15 protein-coding genes are annotated in these 18,659 nt (G+C 57.1%); 3 read left to right on the top strand and 12 right to left on the bottom strand.

From position 1 onward, the window contains the following. Positions 1-602: 602 nt before the first annotated feature. Positions 603-1,181, top strand: a complete 579-nt coding sequence (locus AC1AWK_RS06905) for a TetR/AcrR family transcriptional regulator (RefSeq protein ID WP_476569268.1) — start codon at positions 603-605, stop codon at positions 1,179-1,181. Between the two features lie 100 nt (positions 1,182-1,281). Here the strand turns inward: AC1AWK_RS06905 and AC1AWK_RS06900 are convergent, their stop codons facing one another. The 8 genes from AC1AWK_RS06900 to AC1AWK_RS06865 form a co-directional block, all read right to left on the bottom strand. Continuing rightward, positions 1,282-2,397, bottom strand: a complete 1,116-nt coding sequence (locus AC1AWK_RS06900; RefSeq protein WP_476569266.1) for a diacylglycerol/lipid kinase family protein — start codon at positions 2,395-2,397, stop codon at positions 1,282-1,284. 47 nt (positions 2,398-2,444) lie between these two features. Beyond that, positions 2,445-2,900 carry an Rv3654c family TadE-like protein gene (locus tag AC1AWK_RS06895; RefSeq protein ID WP_476569264.1) on the bottom strand — a complete coding sequence of 152 codons (456 nt, stop codon included), beginning with the start codon at positions 2,898-2,900 and terminating at the stop codon, positions 2,445-2,447. After that, positions 2,897-3,271, bottom strand: a complete 375-nt coding sequence (locus tag AC1AWK_RS06890; protein WP_476569262.1) for a TadE family protein — start codon at positions 3,269-3,271, stop codon at positions 2,897-2,899. Before AC1AWK_RS06890 ends, AC1AWK_RS06895 begins: the two co-directional genes overlap by 4 nt. Before the next feature lie 11 nt (positions 3,272-3,282). After that, positions 3,283-3,492 (bottom strand): DUF4244 domain-containing protein, encoded by a 210-nt coding sequence (locus AC1AWK_RS06885; RefSeq protein ID WP_476569682.1) that lies wholly within the window; start codon positions 3,490-3,492, stop codon positions 3,283-3,285. A gap of 207 nt (positions 3,493-3,699) precedes the next feature. Further along, a complete protein-coding gene (locus AC1AWK_RS06880) occupies positions 3,700-4,254 on the bottom strand; it encodes a type II secretion system F family protein (protein WP_476569260.1) in 555 nt (184 codons plus the stop codon). Then, the gene (locus AC1AWK_RS06875) at positions 4,248-4,976 is read right to left on the bottom strand and encodes a hypothetical protein (RefSeq protein WP_476569258.1); all 729 of its coding nucleotides are present in this window, start codon (positions 4,974-4,976) and stop codon (positions 4,248-4,250) included. The genes AC1AWK_RS06880 and AC1AWK_RS06875 overlap by 7 nt, the downstream gene beginning before the upstream one ends. 4 nt (positions 4,977-4,980) lie before the next feature. Beyond that, the gene (locus AC1AWK_RS06870; protein WP_476569256.1) at positions 4,981-6,048 is read right to left on the bottom strand and encodes a CpaF family protein; all 1,068 of its coding nucleotides are present in this window, start codon (positions 6,046-6,048) and stop codon (positions 4,981-4,983) included. Beyond that, the gene (locus AC1AWK_RS06865; RefSeq protein ID WP_476569254.1) at positions 6,041-7,072 is read right to left on the bottom strand and encodes a CpaE-like family protein; all 1,032 of its coding nucleotides are present in this window, start codon (positions 7,070-7,072) and stop codon (positions 6,041-6,043) included. The genes AC1AWK_RS06870 and AC1AWK_RS06865 overlap by 8 nt, the downstream gene beginning before the upstream one ends. 288 nt (positions 7,073-7,360) lie before the next feature. Here AC1AWK_RS06865 and AC1AWK_RS06860 point away from each other — a divergent pair, with 288 nt between their 5' ends. Together AC1AWK_RS06860 and AC1AWK_RS06855 are read left to right on the top strand one after the other, a co-directional pair. Further along, positions 7,361-7,549, top strand: coding sequence for a hypothetical protein (locus AC1AWK_RS06860; RefSeq protein ID WP_476569252.1), 189 nt, complete (start codon positions 7,361-7,363; stop codon positions 7,547-7,549). Positions 7,550-7,909: 360 nt separating this feature from the next. Further along, positions 7,910-8,488, top strand: coding sequence for a hypothetical protein (locus tag AC1AWK_RS06855; RefSeq protein WP_476569250.1), 579 nt, complete (start codon positions 7,910-7,912; stop codon positions 8,486-8,488). Between the two features lie 530 nt (positions 8,489-9,018). Here the strand turns inward: AC1AWK_RS06855 and AC1AWK_RS06850 are convergent. The 4 genes from AC1AWK_RS06850 to AC1AWK_RS06835 form a co-directional block, all read right to left on the bottom strand. Next, entirely contained in the window at positions 9,019-9,600 is a 582-nt protein-coding gene (locus AC1AWK_RS06850) for a TetR/AcrR family transcriptional regulator (RefSeq protein WP_476569248.1), read from the bottom strand. A 42-nt stretch (positions 9,601-9,642) separates the two neighbouring features. Continuing rightward, the gene (locus AC1AWK_RS06845; protein ID WP_476569246.1) at positions 9,643-11,826 is read right to left on the bottom strand and encodes a YhgE/Pip domain-containing protein; all 2,184 of its coding nucleotides are present in this window, start codon (positions 11,824-11,826) and stop codon (positions 9,643-9,645) included. Continuing rightward, the gene (locus AC1AWK_RS06840; protein WP_476569244.1) at positions 11,823-14,555 is read right to left on the bottom strand and encodes a YhgE/Pip domain-containing protein; all 2,733 of its coding nucleotides are present in this window, start codon (positions 14,553-14,555) and stop codon (positions 11,823-11,825) included. The genes AC1AWK_RS06845 and AC1AWK_RS06840 overlap by 4 nt, the downstream gene beginning before the upstream one ends. A 1,589-nt stretch (positions 14,556-16,144) precedes the next feature. After that, positions 16,145-18,364, bottom strand: a complete 2,220-nt coding sequence (locus AC1AWK_RS06835; protein ID WP_476569242.1) for a DUF6541 family protein — start codon at positions 18,362-18,364, stop codon at positions 16,145-16,147. Positions 18,365-18,659 lie beyond the last annotated feature (295 nt).

The raw sequence follows: 18,659 nt of genomic DNA, 5'->3' as shown, positions 1-18,659 counted from the left end.
CCGTAAAGCCGCTGGATACTATCTCTAGGATTCGTCCAAGTTCATGAGGTCGGCGATTAGCCACGCTACGGGGCCAGGCATTTTTCATGGGTATTGCACCACGAGAAAGGTCTAACACATTAGCAAGGTTAACGTGGACCAAGTCATGCACATAAAAGTACGATCATACGTTTTGTGCGATTGTAACTTCATCTCATAGGTAAACTCCCAGATACGGTTTTGTGCATCTGCGTATGCCCGTGCGCCAATCGTGCACGGGTGACGCTCGGGACCTCCGTCGTCCGCGAGACCTATGCCCTAACCGATGGGGCCTACGGCCAATTTATCCTTACAGCGGAGCATGATTTGAAAATGTTACGCTATATCTTGTATTAATCATGAACTCATTGGATGCCTATATTTTCTTGGCAAATTTTTCACATTATATATGCAACACAACTAGTAAATCTCTTGACTGAACCAACAAAAACCCATATAATGCTATCGATTCAGATAGAAGGGCTCGCTACGAGTAGAGGGAGAGGCGGTCGATATACCGCCTGCGTAGTGTTACCCAGACGCACAAAACAAGGAGAACACCCATGCCGCGTACCGGAGCAAGAATGACAGCTGCAGGCCTTAACAGGCGCAGCGAAATCGTACAGGCTGCTCGTGATATTTGTATGGAAAAGGGATTTTCCCACATCACGGTTAGTGATATTGCTTCTCGCGTTGGCATGACCCGTTCACTGTTCTACCACTACTTCCCCGACAAGAGCTCGGTGGCAGAAGCCGTTCTCGATGACGCCATCCAGCAGACCATCAACCAGCTCAATGATTGGAACAACAACCGCAAGGTCGGTCATATTCGCGAAGCCGTAGATGACCTGATTGCACTGATGCGCCGCATCGTACGGAGCAATGGCCCGTTCCGCGAGCAGATGATCAACGGCGGCAACGCCGAACTGTACTTGGCCTTCCTTGACCGCGCAGCAGATAAGATCGCAGAATTCATGTGCCAAACCGCAGTGCGTGATTTCGAACGTTTGCACGGCCGCAAGATTACCAACGCTTACGAAATCATGGTTATGCTGATTATCGGCTTGGTGTCGCTGATGCGCATGAACCCCGACATCAGCACCGTGCAGATTCGCACCATTGTGGCGGAAACGCTGCACATCGAAGACTACGTTGGTGAATAATACACGTGTCTCATAGTCTATAGAGTTGTGGCTCGCACCGCTTGGCGGTGCGAGCCACAACTCTATAGCGACGACTTCGCCCCATACAGACGACCCCGCACTACAGGAATTTGCCAGTAATCGGATCACGGCCATCTCGCATAATCAGACGTTGCACGGCGTCATCCGTATACGCATGCTCACACTCCACCACCGCCGGAGGTACCAATACACGTAGCGCACAGTCTTGCGCAGTGACCTTCACCGGACAGCGTCCCACATATTCACCGTCAGCCATCAATATTGGCAATGCGGCACCGTCAGGATTATGGCTGATCTCCACGTCACGCACTCGCTGCCAGCCGAACATGCGGCAGCTGAGCAAACGCCCAGCATGCACTTTCGCTATCGCCTGCACCACCTCGCGCGCGGAGGGCATCCGTTCCAGCCACACCACATCCAACAATCCATCGCTGAAGCGCGAATATGGCGACACTTCCAACCCGCCACCGACATGACGCGAATTCGCTACCGTCAGCATCGGCGAGATAATATCACGCTCCTCAACGCTGCCATCCGCCAGCGTGAACCGCACGTGGTAGCCATATTGGCGCAAATGTCGAAGTTCCATCAATACCGCCAGCAAATATCGCATGGAACCGTTACGCAATCGAGAATGGTTGGCGCGATCATTGATGCTGGCGTCCAAACCGCATGCCAGCATGCCCGCATAATATCGGTTAATGCACTGTTGCGGCACCGTTACCAAGCCATGCTGTTCGGAACTTGCCGACGGCACCGTGTCAGCAAGATCGGCAATGGAAGTGACATGTCCCATATCCACATCGAGATGGCTGCCGTGCAGCATGGCACTGACAATACCTTCCACAGACGTATCTAACCGATTCACCGGCAGTCGCAAACCTCTGGCAAAATCATTGCCAGAACCGATAGCGACGATACCCAACGGAATACCACTGGCACCAACCGCATTCGCGCCCAATGCCACCATGCCATCGCCACCAACAACGACAAGAAAATCGTAGGACGCACGGTATTCGCGGGCTTTGTCGAGTGAATCATCAAAACTGACGCCAGTCAAATCCAATACGTCAAACCCGTGGCGCGTACCTTTCTGCTGCAACATACGAAGCACTTCAGCGCTCATACGTGCGCCGTTGCCCCTATCGGAAGCGGGATTGCCTACCATGGCCACGGTGAACTGTCGTATAACCATACCCGCCACTGTAATCAACGGCCAAGGCAAACTCCAGCCCGCCAGTCTCACACATGGCCACGGTGAGACAAGGTATCAACGTCATCACAAGGCACTGGACCAGCCCGCGAGCGCATAGACACTGAAGCGATTATCCATGGCACGGCAGTTCTCACGCGCACTTGTACCGTCACATCGCCATGGTTCACAACGCACTGCTGCATGGTTGCCGTATTCAACCGCGCGGCTTCCTGTGCCGCAAGGCATGGGTCAGCGCTACCATTCCATGCAGCCTGCGCTCCGGCAAGAGCCGCAAGATCGGCGCTGGCGCGGGCCCGTTCGCGACAGAGCAGCACATTGCCGCCAGCCGCAATCGTCGCCATCATCACTGCGGCAACCGCTATACCCGCCACTGCCGAAACCGTCCCCGCTCCATGATCCGCACGGCAACACCACTGGCGTACGCCACGCATTGCGCGCAATATCGACAGCATCCATCGTTTGACTCTCGCATGACTGGTCATGATGTCACCGCAACCGCACGACCATGCACCCATGTCGGCAACACATGCCACGGGTCGGGAATCACCGGACATGTTGTCGCAACTTCGATACTGCCTTCTCGCCGGGCAAGAGACACTGTTATTCCCGATGAGCGGGACACTGTAGACAATGCTTGTTCTTCGTTGTTGCCGACGGTCAGGGCGCGTGCCACATTGGCGGCGGCATCATGGCATCCCATCATCACTACACTGGTCCGCCCCAACGCCAATACCAGCGCCATCACCATGATGATGCATGGCAATACCGTGGCATATTCGGCGGTAACCGCGCCGGCGTCGGCGGAAAACCAATGTGTTACCCGCCGACGCCATTGGCCGCTACTTCGCGGCATGGGCCCTCGCATCATCCCAGGCTCAACGCTTTCTTCACCAACTCGGTAAGGAGTGTTTTCACCGCTCCGGATTTGATAATGCCGACCAGCAGCGCAGCAAAACCCGTGGCTGCGATAAGCACCACCGCGTATTCCGCGGTGGCTGCGCCCCGCTCAGGTTCTGCGGTAAGCAGCCGCAAACGTGCGTCCATCATGACAGCTGACGCTTGCATGCGGCGCATTGCCCGACATATCGGTCCGATGTCTTGGGTTTTGCCATACAGGTGTTCGCCCGTATCTTTGTGAAGTGGATTCATCATATGGTCCTTTCATCAATGTCGTCACTGCCCCGCAGTGCGCGGGTTGTTTCACTGTGCAACAGGTGATGCGTACGCATCCAGCGATTGCGAGTAATGTGGTCGAAGGCTTGCCCACCGGCATGTCGCCCGTTATTGAGCGCCGAACAACGCCATCATGGACGGCACCACCGCAAAACAGACGAATCCAGGTAGCAAACATAACCCCAGGGGCATCAGCAGCCGAACGGAAAGACGACTACATTCGCGTTCGATTGAGGCTGCGCTGTCGCCCTCCCACTGCTCAACCACCACCGATAACGCGCTTATGGGAGAGGCGCCATGCAACCATGCTTCTTCCAATGCATTCCCCACCGCCTGCCAACGATGATCAAGTTTCGCATCATCAGGAGGACGCCAAGCGCTATGCCACGATTGCCCCGATTGCAAGCGGCGCGCAACCTCGCACCAAGGCATTCCTTGACGCTGCCCCAAGCCCTCCCCTACCGCCTGCAACGCGTAAGGAATCGATGCACCGCTTTCCAATACGGCAATCATCATGCGCACCGCCACCGTCATAGATACCTTGATATCAGCGTGCAATCCGGCCAGACGCACATCCTGATCACACTCGTCACACAACAGCCATACGGATATTCCTACAGCACACGCACAGCACACCGCGTATGCAATTGGCGGCATCACCATTGCCGCACCCGATCGGCGACGTCGCCCATATGCCGGATCAGAGCCTGCACCCATGCCAAGCCGGCCGCATAGCACACCAATCCCACCGCCAAACAGCACCAGCCTTTCACACTGCCCACCAATATCGTCCATGTGTGAATGCCCATAAGTTCAGTGCACAGTATGCTCCCTAGCGGCAACACCGCCAACAAACGCATGGTGGCTTGCGGCATGGCCAACGCGACTCCGGCCTGCCTGCGCAACACCATCATGCGGCGATGCTCACGCAACAATGCTTCGCAACATGTCACCGCGCTACATCCGGTCCGCTCAACAAGCTTACGAACCATCGCAGCATGACGCAGTAACCTGACACTGTCATCCTCGCCGGAAGGCACACGCATAGCCCGCGCCCACCGGCTCATTCGCTTGATTCCGCCATGCATCGAGCCAACACGAAAGGCACGAATAGTCGTGATATCAATCGCCTCGCTCACCGATGCTCCGGCCCGCAAACGCGCACACCACAACGACAACAAGGAGGCAATATCATCACGAGCACCCAGCCCGCCGTCAGTACGCGATTCCTCGACCGCAGACCTGTATGGATAACGGCCAGCCCCCGCCCTTCCCCCGCTACCAGCTCGAGCCGGCAACGCACGCATACGTCCCGCCTGCCCACTATCCGCGCAGCATCCCCATGCCAACGCCGCCACGCACACGAACCACCATATACCGCGCATTGCTCTACCCCCATATTTCCCAGCGTCTGCGAAAGTCCTGCCAGTCCGGCGCACATACAATATCTCCTTCGCCACGCCAAGCCGTTAGCGCACGCCCAACCAGCCTGCCCCCGACCGTATGCAACACACCGATATGTTCCACATAACGCCGCGCACCACAACGCCGTATATGCACCACCATGTCCAAAGCCCCTTGCGCCAACACCGGCAATGTTTGCGCGTCAATCCCCGCCAAGCCGCACAATCCCAGCAGCCGAGCGGGAACACCGCGAACTCCATCGGCATGCAAGGTCACCAATCCACCCCGGTGACCGGCATTCATGGCACGCAGCACATCAGCAATCTCCTCACCGCGACACTCCCCCAACACCACCCGGTCAGGACGCATACGCAACGTAGCCTTTACCAAATCAGGCAACCCTACGCCGCCCGCACCTTGCACGTTGGATTCGCGGCAAGCCAACGCCACCTGATTCGCTCCCGGCTTGACCCCCAGCTCACGTACTTCCTCCACCATGACGATACGCTCATGATCCGGGCATTCCGCAAGCAAAGCCCGCAGCAGCGTAGTTTTGCCCGCACCCGTCGCACCCGTAACCACCATATTGGCTTTGCCGCGAACCGCGCCGCGCAGCACACGCTCCCACTGCGGCGCAATCACACCAGACTCCACCAGCGAGCGCACGCTTACCCGTTCACCGCGCGGGATGCGGATGGAAATTTCTGCCCCTTGGGGCACCAATGGTTCGATAACCGCATGTACCCGTAATCCTTCGGGAGTGGATGCGTCGGCTATCGGGCAAGCGTCGTCCAAGCGTTTGCCAAGCTGCGCGCACAAACGAACCGCGTATTCGCGTACTTTCTGCGAGGTATCAAAAGGAATGTCTGGTTCATAGCGCAGCATCCCGGCACCACAATCCACCCACACTGCGCCTGTGCCCGTGACGGCTATATCGGTTACGCGAGGGTCGGCCACGATCCGAGCCAGCGGCCCGAAGACCAGCGCCGTGGCAGAGCGCGATGCGGCAGATGACGACGTTGCAGGCGCAGATACGGCAGCAACACTAGCCATTGCGCCCCCACCGCCGCGAGCTTCTTCGACCAAATATCCGCCCGGCTCCCACACCTCGCTCCACGCCACGCCGTCCAGCCCTCGAGCCGGACGCGTACGCAGAGTCCCCGGCTTGCGCGCGCCAACCCGTAGATCCAACGCCGCAACGCTCCACCAATGGCATCGACTCCCCCAACCAGCCAATAATCGACTCCAACACCGCCCGCTGCTTGGCATGCGGAACCGGCACGCCCATGCCCTGCAATGTTTCACGTGCAACACTTCGACGCCACGGCATGACTCCCGCCACCGTTTCGCCCACATAATCCGCGGCTTCATCAACGCTCAACTGTGCACGCGCCCCCGCAACGGCAAACGGTTCAACCAATACCACGCGCAACGACGTGGCCCCACGCTCCCGCAGCCACGCACAGTGCTCTTTGGCTCGCGCCAAACCCAATACCGACAACTCCGCCATCACCACGTGCGGCACGTCACCAAGCACCTCCATGCGACGCACCGCCTCGCCGCGCCCCGCATCAACCACCACACAACTTGCGGCGTCCAACGCCCGCACCGCAGCCGTAAACGTCCACCATTCCCCGACGCCACCCCGCCACGCATCCGTGGCAAGCACCGCAACCTCATGCCAACGCGGCATATCCGCCCGCAAACGTTCCGCTTCCGTCGCCGATCCCAACGACGGCAAATCTCCACCTCGAAGTCCCTCATGATGTTCGATGCCCAACAGCACATCCATACCGCCACCGGGTACATCCACATCAACCAGCGAACAAACAACCCCCACATCAGCCAGACAAGCCGCTAACAACGCAGCGCACACACTGGTGCCAATGCCACCGGAAGCACCACTACACACCACCGTATTACGCAGCGGCACATGTTCGTGTGGCGTTGGCAAATACACGCCACCGTCCGCAGCCGCCACCGGCTGAGCCATGGGCTGCATGCGCGACGGCACGTCGGGCAGCCACGTATCGCGCGGTGCGCCACCACCGAGAGCGCCTTGTTCATGAGGTATCATGCCCGTCATTCAAACACACCGGCAACTCCCATACCGTCGATTCCAACCTCTGTGGTCGAAGGCTGGGGTTTCGGGCATGTTGTGGATAACTCATGACACTGCCCACGGCAAGACATCGACTATCAGGGAACATTAGATACAATCTCACGCTGTTCTATTGTTCCCTTTTTGGCAAAAGGGAACAATAGAACAGCAGATAGTGACGCATAATGTTCCTAAATCGCATATTCGGAGCAATAGCATGGAATACAAAAGCATCAGACGTACCATCTTTGACGCACCATCTCTATGAAGCACACCAGCGAACGGCCAACCGACACCGCCGAACGCGAGTACGGCAAACGCCTCAACGGGTGGAGCGCGTTCCGTTCCGGAGTAACATTGCGCGGCCACGAAGTATTCGTCGTCAACTTCCGCGAATTTGCCGGAATACTCGACACCATCCGCGAACAAGACACCACCATCTCACGACCGTGAAACGCACTGCCCACCGATGCGAAACGCGGCTACCTCGATAAACGCGACGGCATGAAAAACAACAGAAACGCTCCTCATCGATAATGTAGATAACCAAGCGTTCTTGCAAGACTTAGTTCAGTCGATGGTCGCAGAATTACCAGCGGTTAATAAGAGAACACAGCTCAAGGTACCGGAGCGATAGTACAGTATTATTGTATGGCCATAGTTGGTTAGACAAAATCAGATGGGGTGGGGGTACCAATGAGATTGATACAACGTATCTACATACTTGCAGTAATTGCGTTGGGTATTCTATGTCTGTCCCTATTCGAGACAGAGCGAGTTACCAATCAACAAGTTCTACTACAAATCAGCAAGATGGATCTGCATGATCTTTTCTTCATATTCTTATGTTTTATCGGGGTTGGCGTAATTTATCTACTGATTCACCTGTGGAAGAAAACTGCCCGTAAACTGTATAAGGGCTTACTGGTTGTCTGTTGGGTGGTACTCATCGGAATAATGATGTTGGGAAGCCTGTTTTGGCTTGTAGTCCGCTCAACCACAACGTGGTATGAGTTCTATTCACCGAACAAAAAACATTCGCTTGTCGTAAGGGAGTCGACATTCCTTCTATTAGCCAATATACAGCCGTATGAACGAACTTCGCCACTGCTCGTTCGTGAATTGGAAACGGGCTTTTCTCCAGATGATGGGTTTCCCGCCATCTCACAAGGCGCCTATACAATATCTTGGGATGGAGATGTAGTCACATTGTCTGTCGATATGAATCAGAATGCGATGTGGGATACGCTTAAACTGGACATGGCGGAACATGGTAAAGTCCTAGAACAATTGGAAAATTATCCGAACGGAAAACCTACATGGCTGGATAGCCAAGGCGATACAAATGAAAAAGAGGATTCTGCTTCAATGTCGGATAATCCTGATGTTTAAGATGTTCAGCAGAAAAAGCAGATCAAAAGATTATCGATAGACTTCAGGCAGTTACTTTAACAACTAACCATATAACGAAAGAACACTCAGAAATTAGTGGCACTGCCGTGGTACTGCCTAAAATCGCGCTTTCATCGGATTAACACTCGAATACGTACCGTGACCTGAACTGCGTCCTAATGTTCCCCTCCCTGATGGTGATACGCTCGACCAAGTGACCATTGGAGGATTCGCCAAAGTCTGTCTCATGGGCTGTTATTTTTGCAGAAAGTGGATATCAGCCTGGATTTTCTTCTCGGTTTCTTCCCATTTGGCAAAGCTGATCTGTGCAGCTTGCTTTTGTTCCTGTCAGCGATAGATCTTGTACCTATTACGTCGCAGCTTTCTTTGTTGCGCACACTTGGGTCAGCCTATGCCGGAGGGGATTGCAGTGGATTGCGACCAAGCAGTCCACAAAGATACAATTCACCGCACATCTCACACGCAATACACCCAGCACATCTGCGTACGGCCAGCCAAAACGCAGCGCGCTATGAGGCGCTAATACCGTCCCACAGTATGCCAACCATATGCTCCGCCCACCCGTCGGCGAGCTCGTCATGCAACGCCTGCCCGGCTAGCATGGAACCCAACATGGTGGCGAACAGCAACCGCGGGTCAACGCCCTCACGAAACACGCCAGCGCGCATACCGCTCTCAATAAATTCCACGAATCGGGCTTCTTCTGGGCGAATCGCATTGTCGATAATGTGATGGAAATACTCATTATCCGACGCCAGTACCATACCCACCGCTTTCAGACCGAACAACGCGGTGAAGCGATTCATCATGCAGCCAAGCAGGTGGTACAGGTTCTCGCGCGTAGGCTCGGGCACGGGCGCATCATCGGGCCTGGATGACCCCAAGGACCGTAACGTGCGCAACAGTTCGTCGGAGTTGCGATATCGACGGTAAATCGTAGTTTTCGCCACACCGGATTGTCGCGCCACTTCTTCGATGGTGATGGCACCAATGCCTTGCGACAATGCGATTTGCAAGGTTGCCTGCGTAATTTTACGGTCGGTGGCCTCACGGGTGCGTTCACCACGTGGCTGAGCGGGAATGCTGTCCACCTTTGCCTCCTCCAATAGAAAACCAACCAAAACACATGCCGATTAGAACACACGCGTGCTTTCCACTTTGGCGATATACCAATTGTTGAAACGGATCAGCGGCTTGCGTAGCACCAGGCCGACAAGCAGAATCGGCGGCACAAACAGCAGCAACGCGCCCAACGCATGCCAATAATCGTTCATATAGATGCCTGCAATGGCAGCCCTCATGGCCGTCACCGAATGGGTAATCGGCAGGAACGGACTGATATTGCTGATGAATCCCGGCAGCATTTGCAGCGGATACGCGCCATTCGCACCGGATATCTGCACGATCAGCATCAGCACGCCAAGCGCCTTGCCGATATTGCCGAAGCTGACGACCAACGTGTAGATCAGTAGCGAGAAAATCAACGAGCTTACCCAGCCGGACAGCATGAATAGCAACGGATGCACGGCCTGCACATGTAGGAATAGCAGACTGCCCCCAAGCGAGAACGTGCTTTGCATCAAAGCGATCAACGCGAACACCACGTAATGCCCCAGGAACAACTGATACGGCTTGGGGTTGCCGAGTTCCGCCTGGCGGCGGCGCGACATGTGCGTCACGAGCGTCACCGCCATGAGCAACGCGCCCACCCATAGCGGTAGGAACGTATAGAACGGGGTCATGGCGGAACCGAATTGCGCGACCGGATACACGGCCTTGCGAGTAAGCTTGACCGGTGCGGCAAGAGTCGCCGCGCGGGAGGCTGGATCATTGCCGATGGCCTTGCGCACTTCCTCGATATTGCCGGTGCTTAACACGTTGCCCAGCGTTTGCGAGAACGTCGTCAAACTGTTGGCCGCATCCTCCAACTGCTTCGAGGTGGTATCGATCACATCGCGCACCTTGTCAAGCTGTGTATGCGCATCGGAACTGGTGTCGGCCAACGCGCCGATGGCATCTTCCAACTCGCCGGCACCGGCGTTCAATGTATTCGTCGTATCAGCGATGGCTCCCGCGATATTGTTCAACTCTGGCTTGACCGTACCGGCAAAATCAGCGCTGATGGCGCTCATGCCCTGCTTGGCTTGTGCGATAAGATCAGCAACCTCCTGCCGTGTGGCGACAGCCTCTTGGGTATCCTGCTGCAACGTGTCCGCCGCCTGGTTGAGCTTGTCACGCGCATTCCCATGCAACGCGATCACCGTATCCAGCTGGTTGAGAATCGGGGTGATCACCGGCTGTGTGGCGGAAGGCAGCAACTGCTGCAATGCCGCCAGTGAATCCCGCACCGACTGCAACTGTTGGGCTTGACTGTCCAATGTCTTCGCCTGCTTACGCAGCGCCGCGGCCGTGTCGGCGGCCTGTTTGCCAGCATTCGCATACACCTCGTCCACATCACCGGCGAGCGCATCATACCCATTGACACTTGCGGCGAGCGCCTTGCCGAGCGTGTTGGCACTGGTGTGCAGCGCGTCAGTGATGTTGGTGACGGCCTTGCCGGCTTGGCTGAGTTGCGCGCCCGCTCCTCCGGTCGCGTCGGCGGTGTTGCCGAGCAACGTGTTGGTGCTAGTGAGCAGACTGTCCGCGGCGGTGGTCAGCCCTCGGTAGGCACCGAGTGCGGTGCTGGTGTCGGTGAGCTGTTTGGCGAAGCTGGCAACGCCCGTGTTGAATGCGGTGAGCTGCTGTTGTGCCTGCGGCGTAGTGAGTTGCTTGGCCAGCGCATCGGCAACGCTGAAGGCTGTGCTGGTGATGGTTTGCGCGAAGGTTTGGTTGATTTGCGCGGCTATTTCGTCGGCGCCCTCGTTGGTGACGATGGGCGCGAGCGCATTTTTCTTCTCGTTGGTGTAATACTCCAATTTGGCGTGGTGGCCGCCGTCGGAGAAAAAGGTCAGCATAGTTTTGCTGAAGTTTTTCGGTATGACTACTGCCGCATAGTATTTGCCCGACTTGGTACCTTCGATGGCGTCCTGCTTGCTGGTGAAGGTCCAGTCAAGCTGACTGTTGGCGCGTAGGGCGTTGATCGCCTGGTCACCGATGGTGATTTTTACCGGAATAAGGTCGCTTTGATACCCTTCGTCAACGCTGGCCACGGCGAACGTGAGATTGCCGGTATTGCCGAAAGGATTCCAGCTGGCCGCTACGTTGAACCAGGTGAATAAGCCGGGGATGGCAGTAAGGCCGATCACAATGATGATGGAGACGATATTGCCGGTGATGCGTTTGAGATCGTCGGCGACGATGTGACGTATGGTGTTCATGCTTGCGCCCCTTCCTCACGGGCGATGATATTGGGGTGTTCGGCGGAGGCTGGGGCCGACGGTGTTGCGGAGGCCGGAGCCGGTGACACAGGGGCCGGGGCGGGGGCTGGGGCCGACGACGCAGAGACCAACGGTGTTGCGGAGGCGGCCGTCTGCTGCGCATGGTGGCCGCGTCCATACCGGCGCCGGCGTGTGGCGATCAGCTCACGAATAGCATCGTCGCCGAGATTGCCCAGCGCTACCTGACGCTGCAGATTGTCGTTGATGGACTCGATAACCATCAGGAATCCGATAATCAGCAAAATCCAAATCAGCCAAGCGGCGAACGCAGCCAATGCCGTTCCAGTGGTCAGCGAGAACACCACAATCAGCACGGCAGGCACCACAATGCCGGCGGCCAACGCCGCCCGCTTGAGCTTGGGATACAGCACGGTGAACCGCGCCGCACGCTCCTCAATGGCCGTACGATACTCTTCCTTATCCGCCAACGCCGACATAAGATTTGACAACCGGTACCCACTACCCGGCAGCTGCACTGACTCACCGATAATAATGCCGCTCTCGTTGATTTCACGAGCAAACAAACGGTTCACATTCACCAGCTTGGGACGTACGGCCAAGCCCAGCAGGAACGCGCACACGGCAAATACCAGCAGCGCGCCGACCGAACGTAACCAAACGCCATCGTAGAAGCCACCGATGGTTTCACGGAACGCATCAATCGAATACGTGAACGGGAAGAACGGATACAGCACGCGGAAGAACGTCGGCATCATCTCAATGGGATACAAGCCGGACGCACCTGGAATCTGCACAATCACCAGTGCCACGCACAATCCCTTGCCGACATGCAGGAACGTGGTGGACAAGGCATACGTAATGGACAGATACACCAGCGACGTGATGACGCCGGTAAGCACGAACATCAAGGGGTTCACCGTTTGCACGCCAAGCGCCAAAGCGCCGCAGGTACAAGCTGTGGACTGTATGATCGCCAGCAACGCGATCGTGCAATATCGGGCAAGATACCGCTGCGATGGCGTCACCGTAGCCTTGCGCATGACATCGAGATCGTCGTCATCCACTTCCAGACGCACAATCACCATGAACACAAACGCTCCCACCCACAGCGACAAGTTGATAAACAAGGGCGCCATACCGGAACCATACGAAGGCACCGGATATAACGTTGTGGTGTGCAATACGGTAGGCGAGAGCATGAAATCGGCAATCGCGTCCGTGTTCAGCGCGCCATCCTCACCCACCAGATTCGACAGCAGATTGGCATCACCCAAAGCCGTCAAATCCGTATCCAACGTCGACAACGCATCCTGCACATCAGCCAACGCGGTATCCGTATCACGCAACGCCTGCCGCGTACTCGACACCGCTGTATCCAACTGGTCAAGCACCGTGTCAGCCTGGTCAATCAACGCGCTCTGCCCCTGGATGCTTGCGCCAATCGAACCCGAAGTGATCGCCAGCTGCGTCAACCCCTGATTCAACTCGGGCATCGCGCCCGAGCTCAACGCATGCCGCGCCGAATCCGTCGTCGACAATGCCTGCTGCGTCGACGCATTCACATGGTCGGCCAACTTGCCCACACTTGTCGCCGTAGCCGCCGTATCCGTATTCAACGTCGTCAAATCATCAATAGTGCCTTTCGCATTGTCATTCGCCGTTTGCAACTGCTCAAGCAAGGCCTGCAACTGACCGCTCACCCCAGGAATAGCCGGCAGCTGCAGATGCTTCAACTGCTCGATAATCGACGCATTCGTCTCCGTCACGCTCTGCGCGGTATGCAACGCATTCGCCACATATCCGTTCGCCACCACCATCGAACCGCTCACGCCGCTCACGCCACCCGACGCCTTCGCAACCGCTTGGCTCAACAGACTACTGCCCTTATCCAATTCAGCCGACGTAGACGACGCAAACGAACCCAGAGAACCCTGCGCGTGCGTAATCAATGACGACGTAGTGGACAACGCACCGCTCGCATCGTTGCCGATGCGACGAACCGACTCCAAGGCGTCCCGAGCCTGCTGGGTCTTCTGCGGAGCACCATCCAAAGTCTTATCCAAATCCTTGATGGTACTGCGAATCTCACTCACATTCTGCGACGCCGCACGCAACGCCTTGCGTGCCTTGCTGCCTGCGCTACCCGTAGCATCCTGCCACTGTCGTTCCGTATCATTTAACGCCGAACCAACCACCGAGCTCACCGTCGAAACAAAGGTGCTATTCACCTGGCGATCGATCGTGTTCGCTCCCACATCCGTAACCTTCGGCGCAATGGCACTCGCCTTCTCGTTCACGTAATACGCCAACTCCGGACGTTGCCCATGGCCCTCGATCGTATCCACCAAACGCTCGCTGAAATTCGCCGGGATAATAATCGCCGCATAACTCTGCCCCGACCGCACATCATCCATAGCCTGGCGTTCGCTCACAAACGTCCAGCCCAAATCATGGTTGGCGCGCAACTGCTCCACCAGCTGATCGCCAAGATTCGTCTCGCCCGTCAATGTCGAAGTCGCCCCCCGGTCGTTATTCGCCACCGACACGCGAATGCCGCCCGTATTGCCGTATGGATTCCAAAAACCCACGATGTTAAACCAGGCGTACATCGGCGGGATCACAATAAGACCCAGCATGATGATCCACGCTGCGGGGACGCGCAGCACGCGCACTATATCGCGGCGCATGATGGCGAACACATTGCCCATTGACGGCTCTCCTTCGGATGACGAGGCGCGGATGAGCGTTGAGCCCACGGCGTGAGTGCGGGTCACAACCAGCTCCGGGGGCAGACATCCATACGGCGTCGGCTGCACGAGGCCAGCAACCCGCGCCGCTCAATCCGCATACGACTTATGCAACCCTCGTTGCCAAATCGCTACGTTTTGCGTAGCGCTACGTATAACGTATCGTAACGCGAGCCGTGGAAATAAAGCCACGCGGCGTTGCGCAGGACGCGATACACCCGGAGCCGCGCGACGTAGAAACTGTGCATCTGCAGCACCCTTGCGGCCCCTAACAAGACGCCACCGGACAAAATGTGCATACACCGTACCGAGAGCATCACTTTTGGTCCGCTACGAGCGTCGTAACAGCACAACCTCTGCCCCAGAGTGCGGCACATGCACAATTTGCAAAGCAGGAATCCAGCCCCATCCCGAAACCGCGTCTACGCACCACGCCCGCCGCACCGGATACGCCACGCCCGCCATACCAGACACACCACTCACGCCATACCAGACACACCACGCCCACGCAAACGTATATGCCCCCACTACCGACATGGACAAAACTCACGCCTTTTCGGACCCCGAACCCGAAAGTGCGTGTTTCCAACATCCGCGACGCCCGTTTCACGCCTCCAAGAGTGTGGGAAACACGCACCTTCCCTTCCAAAATGGTATAAACACACACAAAACAACGCCCACCAATGCCGAAAACACACACCTTCCAAAACAACCGGCCAACCACACGCACAAAAGTGTGTGTCCACCACACTCCTACGGCCTCAGCCAAAGCCCACTCCCGGACGACCCCAGCCCCAAGCAGCACTTGTTCCACGCCCACCACCGCCCAAAACTGCAGATACACGCCACTCCCGCCATACCGGATACACCACGCCCACGCAAACGTATATGCCCCCACTACCGACATGGACAAAAACACACGCCTTTTCGAACCCCGAACCCGAAAGTGCGTGTTTCCAACATCCGCGACGCCCGTTTCACGCCTCCAAGAGTGCGGGAAACACACACCTTCCCTTCCAAAATGGTATAAACACACACAAAACAACGCCCACCAATGCCGAAAACACACACCTTCCGAAACGGGACCGCGGGCGGCAACCACTACCAATGTCGAAAACACACACCTGCCGAAACAGGACCGACGACGGCAGTCCCATCAGTAGGAAAAGACACAGTTTCAGGCCGACGGGGCGCAGATCAGGACGTGGACATGCGACCTACTAGAAACGGGACGAGGGGCGGGACATGCGAACTTCCGAAACGGGAAACACAGGGCAGAGTTGCGGCGACCTACCGAAACGGGGAATGTGAGCAGAGACGGACGGCAAGCCGAAACGGAGACGCGGGACGGGAGGGGGAAGAGAGTCGGTGAACCGACACCGAACGCCCAAGCCCAGCAGAACGAAAACCCTAGCAGCCGCCACAACCGGCAGCGTGAAAGGCCAAAACCCCGCCACAACCGGCAGAACCAACCGACACCAAACCACCAAGCCCGGCAGAACGAAAACCCTAGCAGCCGCCACAACCGGCAGTGCGAAAGGCCACGCCACTTAGCGCACCGGACACGCGAAACGATACAGTGCCCAGCCTTGCGCATAGTCACCGACGTTGGAGTAATCCTGCACTTTACGCATGGTGCCGTCGGCCACATATTGTTCGATGAGGTCATCGCGGTGGAAGGGATCATACTGCGCTTTGAACGTGAACATCTGCAAACTCTCCGCCTGCGTACCCATACTCAGGAAATATGCGGGTTCGTCAGGCGTAATACCGCATACGGTGTCAAGCAGCAGGGAACCGTCGCCGGAGTTGAACGCCTGCTCGACCTGGGCGAAGATGGCACCGTTGTTCTCAACCATCGGATTGTAAATCGGATACAGCATGTTCGCACCGAATACCGTCGCACCATACATGGAACCGTTCAGCGGATCGGAGACAATGGTGGCGCGAGTGCCCGTCAGCCGTACCATGCGCGACAGAATCTTATATTTCGCAGAGGTGAGCTGCTCGGTAGGCGACTCGTTGGTGAGCATCATATTGCGGTATACGCTTGCCGACAGCTCCGCGCGAGTCGTGTCACCGAATTGGCAACATACCGCCAACACCACCGCCATGGCACACGCCACGCCCCGTCCTACTCCGCGCAGCGAGCGCCGTCGCGCAGGAGACCCTGCCTCCACACCCACAGGCGGTTGTCCCACAACACACGAACCAGAGCCGGAGCGGCTAGCAGACGATGCCCGCTCCGAAGCAACCGACGATGAGACAGGTTGAGCGCAGCGGGAGATAGACGAAGTCGCCACACCAGCAACGTCAGTATCTGCATCCGCAGCGCCAACGGGTTGCGCACCGGCATCGTCACCCCCACCAGATTCATGGGCACCCGCAGCAGACACATCCAAAGCATCGGCATCCGCACTCATCGCGCCAGCAACATCCACACCGACACCGGCGCCCACAGACAATCGGCTGGAGTCCCCGCCAGCACTGGCAGCACGCCGTATCGACGCCATCATGCACCATGAGAAGACCAGTACCGGCAGCACGCCGAACGGCAGCATGGTGAGCGGGCGGGTTTCCGCGCGGTACCAAGCCGCTGCCACGATATTGGGGAACCAGCCGACCAGCGCCGTGGAGCACACGTATACAAGCATCACCAGCGCCCACACCATGAGCACGCTGATCGCATCCTTGCGCACGCGCCGGCACGCCAACTGTCCGCTTGCAAACCACCGGGGACGGACCGCCACCACAAGCAACACCAGCACGCCGATGATGACGGCGAGCGCCATCAGCCACCCGCCGATACCGCTGATATTTTCACGCAATCCGACCCATAACGCTTCGGGTACAGTGCGGTTGGGTTCAAACGTATGAAACCAGCTGCTGGGGTCGAGATAGCGGTTGGAGCGATAGGTGGCGGTCATATAGAAGAAAAACGCGACGGCCCCGGCGCAGACGGCGGCGAACATGGCGGCGATAAGTTTCCACGGCAGACGCAGGAGCGCGAATGGACCGATGAAGAGCAGCCAGGTGAACACCATGCGAGGGTGGGCGAAGATGCATAGACCTGCGGCGAGAACCGCGAGCAGCAGCCAGATAACGAGTGACCGTCGCGCTTGGGCGGAGGCGGGAATGTTGCTACGCCGCGTTTGCGCCCAATGCGCGAAAGCGTCGAATAGGCGCAGTGTGGCGTACAACCAGTACGGCAGTAGCGTGGTGGCCAATCCGTAGGCGATCAGCGGCCCGGCAAACAACATCCAGTACGGATGGCAGGGCGAGGTAACGGCCAGCACCGGCACGATGATGGCCATGCAGCAGGAGAACGGTCGCCATGTGGAGCTGCGCTCGCAGTGTGCACCATATTCAGCGTCACGCCCGTCCACATTGCGCGTCCAATAACTGGCGAGCAGTTGCACGCCTGCGGGCCATACCACGCCGGAGGTCACGATCCACACGAGATTCAACGCCGTGTACACGTTCATCGAATATCCAACCCATGCGGCGACGCGGATCAGCCCTGCGGCAAGCAGGTGGAACATGGGCGGATAGTAGGCGTCGTTGGGCCACAGACGGGTGGCAGCGCCTATGCCTTCGTCGAGTATTTTGCGAATGAAATAGTAGTGTGCTGGCGCATCGATTTGATGCAACGGATACTGCCAGGCTGCCGTACCCGTAGGGAACCACGCCACTACAATCACCAAAGCCAAAGCCACGCCCAGTACGGAACATGCGGGCAGCATCATGCTGCGGAATCGTCTGCACCTCACAATCATGACGATACCGGCATCACCATATATTGCCGTTATACATCCGCGAACCACTATCATTGGGCGACGGCCCCATCTGCGCAACTCGCACCATCGAGCGGCATACCGCCACCACCAAGCATCGTCCGTGCTTTCAGACGACTCTCAGGTTTTAATAAGGGGTATAACAATGTATCAGTGGTTACATTACACATAGTGTGCGGTCACCGCCGCCAACGATGACACCGCACATTGTCCGAGACCACAGCGCTTGCACGTTGCACAGCGCACACGGATAGAGAATATTGGAGAAGCC

It is taken from the genome of Bifidobacterium sp. LH_491 (genome assembly GCF_056356495.1).
This window is presented reverse-complemented; position numbering and strand designations above follow the sequence as displayed.

Excerpts from the sequence above, each read along its gene's own strand:
- AC1AWK_RS06870 (WP_476569256.1), bottom strand. The coding sequence starts at position 6,048 with ATGGCTAGTGTTGCTGCCGTATCTGCGCCTGCAACGTCGTCATCTGCC.
- AC1AWK_RS06885 (WP_476569682.1), bottom strand. The coding sequence starts at position 3,492 with ATGCGCCGCATGCAAGCGTCAGCTGTCATGATGGACGCACGTTTGCGG.
- AC1AWK_RS06900 (WP_476569266.1), bottom strand. The coding sequence starts at position 2,397 with ATGGTTATACGACAGTTCACCGTGGCCATGGTAGGCAATCCCGCTTCC.
- AC1AWK_RS06860 (WP_476569252.1), top strand. The coding sequence starts at position 7,361 with ATGAAGCACACCAGCGAACGGCCAACCGACACCGCCGAACGCGAGTAC.
- AC1AWK_RS06840 (WP_476569244.1), bottom strand. The coding sequence starts at position 14,555 with ATGGGCAATGTGTTCGCCATCATGCGCCGCGATATAGTGCGCGTGCTG.
- AC1AWK_RS06895 (WP_476569264.1), bottom strand. The coding sequence starts at position 2,900 with ATGACCAGTCATGCGAGAGTCAAACGATGGATGCTGTCGATATTGCGC.
- AC1AWK_RS06855 (WP_476569250.1), top strand. The coding sequence starts at position 7,910 with ATGGATCTGCATGATCTTTTCTTCATATTCTTATGTTTTATCGGGGTT.
- AC1AWK_RS06880 (WP_476569260.1), bottom strand. The coding sequence starts at position 4,254 with ATGGTGATGCCGCCAATTGCATACGCGGTGTGCTGTGCGTGTGCTGTA.
- AC1AWK_RS06905 (WP_476569268.1), top strand. The coding sequence starts at position 603 with ATGACAGCTGCAGGCCTTAACAGGCGCAGCGAAATCGTACAGGCTGCT.
- AC1AWK_RS06865 (WP_476569254.1), bottom strand. The coding sequence starts at position 7,072 with ATGATACCTCATGAACAAGGCGCTCTCGGTGGTGGCGCACCGCGCGAT.
- AC1AWK_RS06890 (WP_476569262.1), bottom strand. The coding sequence starts at position 3,271 with ATGCCGCGAAGTAGCGGCCAATGGCGTCGGCGGGTAACACATTGGTTT.
- AC1AWK_RS06845 (WP_476569246.1), bottom strand. The coding sequence starts at position 11,826 with ATGAACACCATACGTCACATCGTCGCCGACGATCTCAAACGCATCACC.
- AC1AWK_RS06875 (WP_476569258.1), bottom strand. The coding sequence starts at position 4,976 with ATGCGCGGTATATGGTGGTTCGTGTGCGTGGCGGCGTTGGCATGGGGA.